This window comes from Kitasatospora sp. NPDC059146 (assembly GCF_042786665.1).
GTDB lineage: Bacteria > Actinomycetota > Actinomycetes > Streptomycetales > Streptomycetaceae > Kitasatospora.
This window is the reverse complement of sequence record NZ_JBHZCY010000249.1, coordinates 1-3,474: the sequence shown is the minus strand read 5'-3', so window position 1 is coordinate 3,474 and position 3,474 is coordinate 1. Positions and strand designations below refer to the sequence as shown.

General features: G+C 74.0%; 2 protein-coding genes. One reads left to right on the top strand and one right to left on the bottom strand.

The features are described from left to right. Positions 1 to 7: 7 nt before the first annotated feature. A complete protein-coding gene (locus ACFXPX_RS43585) occupies positions 8 to 946 on the bottom strand; it encodes a hypothetical protein (RefSeq protein ID WP_380645092.1) in 939 nt (312 codons plus the stop codon). A gap of 235 nt (positions 947 to 1,181) precedes the next feature. On the opposite strand from ACFXPX_RS43585, the gene ACFXPX_RS43580 reads away from it, so the two are divergent. Beyond that, positions 1,182 to 3,428 carry a heavy metal translocating P-type ATPase gene (locus tag ACFXPX_RS43580; RefSeq protein ID WP_380645091.1) on the top strand — a complete coding sequence of 749 codons (2,247 nt, stop codon included), beginning with the start codon at positions 1,182 to 1,184 and terminating at the stop codon, positions 3,426 to 3,428. Positions 3,429 to 3,474: the final 46 nt, after the last annotated feature.

Here is a 3,474-nt window from a genome sequence, read left to right as displayed (position 1 = left end):
GGGCTGTTCAGTGCTGGTGGCCGGCGGCCGGCTCCTGGGTCGCGGTGGTCGCCGTGGTCGCCGCGGGGGCGGGCGCCGCGCTGCCGTCGGCCGTCACGGTGAAGGCGGCGGTGCGGACGGTGCCCTGGTGCCGGAAGTCGAGGAAGAGCCGGTAGCTGCCGCCGCTCGGGGCGGTGGTGGTGAAGCCGATGCCGGGGCCCGGGGTGGTGGTGTCCGGGTGGACGTGGAGGTAGGCGAGGTCGCCGGCGCGCAGGGCGACCAGGTGGCCGTAGGCGCCGAGGTAGGGCTGGAGGTCGGTGACCGGGGCGCCGTCCTTGCTGACGTCCAGGGTGAGGTGGCTGCTGCGGCCGGGGGTGAGGTCGCCGCCGAGGGTGACGGTGTAGCCGTCGACGGTGGCGGTCCGGCCGGTGTCGGGCAGCCGGGCGGGGCGCAGGTCGCCGGCGGCGTGGAGGTCGGCGCCGAGGGTGAGGCCCTCGCTCGCTCCGGCGGGGGTGAAGTCGGCGAACACCCGGTACTCGCCGGCGGCGGGGAGGGCGGTGGGGGCGCTCCAGGTGCCGTCGGCGGCGAGGACGGGGTGCAGGTGCTGGAAGGTGGAGAGGTCGCGCGGGGCGACGATCAGGTGGAGTTCCTTCTCGTGCTGCTGCTGGTAGGCGGTGACGGGCTCGCCGTCCGTGCCGAGGATGCGGAAGCGCAGGTCGGTGGGGGAGCCGGCGGTGACGAAGGGCTGGTCGAGGCTGAGGGTGTAGCCGCGTTCGGAGACCTGGAGGCCGCCGGGGAGGCGGTCGGGGTCGGCCGGCCCGCCCCCTGCGTCGTGTCCGGCGTGGGCGGCGGGCCTGGTCACGGCGGTGCCGGTGCCGGTGCCGGTGGCGTGGCCGACGCCGAGGGCGAGGCCGAAGGCGGCGGAGAGGCCGGTGGTGAAGGCGGTGATGCGCAGGGCGGTGTTCACGGCGGGGTTCTCCTCGGTCGGGGTGAAGGGGAAGGAGTGCCCTGAGTGAATACCCCATGGGGGTATCAGGTCAAGCCGATCCCGCTTCGAAAAAATACCCATGGGGGGTATGGCCCAGGGCTTGCCCTCCCTACCCCCCAGGGGTATAAATGAACCCGGCACCGCCCGATACCCCTCCAGGGTATGACGGCCCGGCCGGACGGACCAGGCGGAACAACTGTCACGAGGAGCAACGATGACCACGCAGGCACCCGCCTCCACGGAGGTGGAACTCTCGATCGGCGGAATGACGTGCGCCTCGTGCGCCGCCCGGATCGAGAAGAAGCTCAACCGGATGGACGGCGTCGCGGCCAGCGTCAACTACGCCACCGAGAAGGCGAAGGTCACCTTCGAGGGCGAGGTCGAGGTGGCCGACCTGATCGCCACCGTCGAGGCCACCGGCTACACCGCCGCACTGCCCAGGCCCCCGGCCGCCGCCGGCGGCGAGGACGCCGAGCCGGGCGAGCCCGCCGACGGACTGGCGCCGCTGCGCCAGCGGTTGTTCACCGCCGTCGCCCTGGCCGTCCCGGTGATCGCGATGGCGATGGTGCCGGCCCTGCAGTTCGACAACTGGCAGTGGCTCTCGCTCACCCTCACCGCCCCGGTCGTCACCTACGCCGCCTGGCCGTTCCACCGCGCGGCCTGGACCAACGCCCGGCACGGCGCCGCGACCATGGACACCCTGGTCTCGCTCGGTACCGGCGCCGCGTTCCTGTGGTCGCTGTGGGCGCTGTTCCTCGGTGACGCGGGGATGCCGGGCATGCGGCACGGCTTCGAGTTCACCATCGCCCGCAGCGACGGCGCCTCGAACATCTACCTGGAGGCGGCGGCCGGCGTCACCGCCTTCATCCTGGCCGGTCGCTACTTCGAGGCCCGCTCCAAGCGCACCGCCGGTGCCGCTCTCAAGGCGCTGCTGGAACTGGGCGCCAAGGACGTGACGGTGCTGCGCGGCGGCGCCGAGGTGCGGATCCCGATCGCCGAACTCGCCGTGGGGGACCGCTTCGTGGTGCGGCCCGGTGAGAAGATCGCGACCGACGGCACCGTGGTCGAGGGCGCCTCCGCGGTGGACGCCTCGATGCTGACCGGCGAGTCCGTCCCGGTCGAGGTCGGGGTCGGGGACGCCGTCACCGGTGCGACCGTCAACGCGGGCGGCCGGCTGGTGGTCGAGGCCGCCAGGGTCGGCGCCGACACCCAGCTCGCCCGGATGGCCAAGCTGGTCGAGGAGGCCCAGAACGGCAAGGCCGCCGCCCAGCGCCTCGCCGACCGGATCTCCGCGGTCTTCGTGCCGATCGTGATCACCCTGGCGGTGACCACCCTCGGCTACTGGCTGGGCACCGGCGAGGGCTGGACCGCCGCCTTCACCGCAGCCGTCGCCGTGCTGATCATCGCCTGCCCGTGCGCCCTCGGCCTGGCCACCCCGACCGCCCTGCTGGTCGGCACCGGCCGCGGCGCCCAGCTCGGCATACTCATCAAGGGCCCGGAGGTCCTGGAGTCCACCCGCAAGGTCGACACCATCGTCCTGGACAAGACCGGCACCGTCACCACCGGCCAGATGACCCTGCTCGCCGTGCACACCGCCGAGGGCGTCACCGAGGCCGAGGTGCTGCGCCTGGCCGGCGCCCTGGAGCACGCCTCCGAGCACCCGATCGCCCGGGCCATCGCCACCGCCGCCGCCAGGGCCGGTGAACTGCCCGCCGTCGAGGGCTTCGAGAACGTGCCCGGCCTGGGCGTCCAGGGTGTGGTGGACGGCCGTGCGGTGCTGGCCGGCCGGGAGGCGCTGCTCAACGAGTGGTCGCAGTACCTGCCGGAGAGCCTCGCCGAGGCCAAGCGCGCGGCCGAGTCGGCCGGTCGCACCGCGATCGCGGTCGGCTGGGACGGCGAGGCCCGGGCCGTCCTGGAGGTGGCGGACGCGGTCAAGCCGACCAGCGCCGAGGCCATCGCGAAGCTGCGGGCCCTGGGGCTCACCCCGGTGCTGCTGACCGGTGACAACAGGGCGGTCGCCGAGGCGGTCGCCGCCGAGGTCGGCATCGCCCCGGAGCACGTGATCGCCGAGGTCATGCCGCAGGACAAGGTCGACACCGTCAAGCGGCTGCAGGCCGAGGGCCGGGTCGTGGCGATGGTCGGGGACGGCGTCAACGACGCGGCCGCGCTCGCCCAGGCCGACCTGGGCCTGGCGATGGGCACCGGGACGGACGCCGCGATCGAGGCCGGCGACCTCACCCTGGTCCGCGGCGACCTGCTGGCCGCCGCCGACGCCATCCGGCTCAGCCGCCGGACCCTCGGCACCATCAAGAGCAACCTGTTCTGGGCCTTCGGCTACAACGTCGCCGCCCTGCCGCTGGCGGCCGCGGGCCTGCTCAACCCGATGATCGCCGGGGCGGCGATGGCCTTCTCCTCGGTCTTCGTGGTCGGCAACAGCCTCCGGCTGCGCCGCTTCCGCTGAGCCGCCGCTGAGCCGCTGAGCCGTCGCCGCAGAGCCGCCGCTGAGC

Excerpts from the sequence above, each read along its gene's own strand:
- ACFXPX_RS43580 (WP_380645091.1), top strand. The coding sequence starts at position 1,182 with ATGACCACGCAGGCACCCGCCTCCACGGAGGTGGAACTCTCGATCGGC.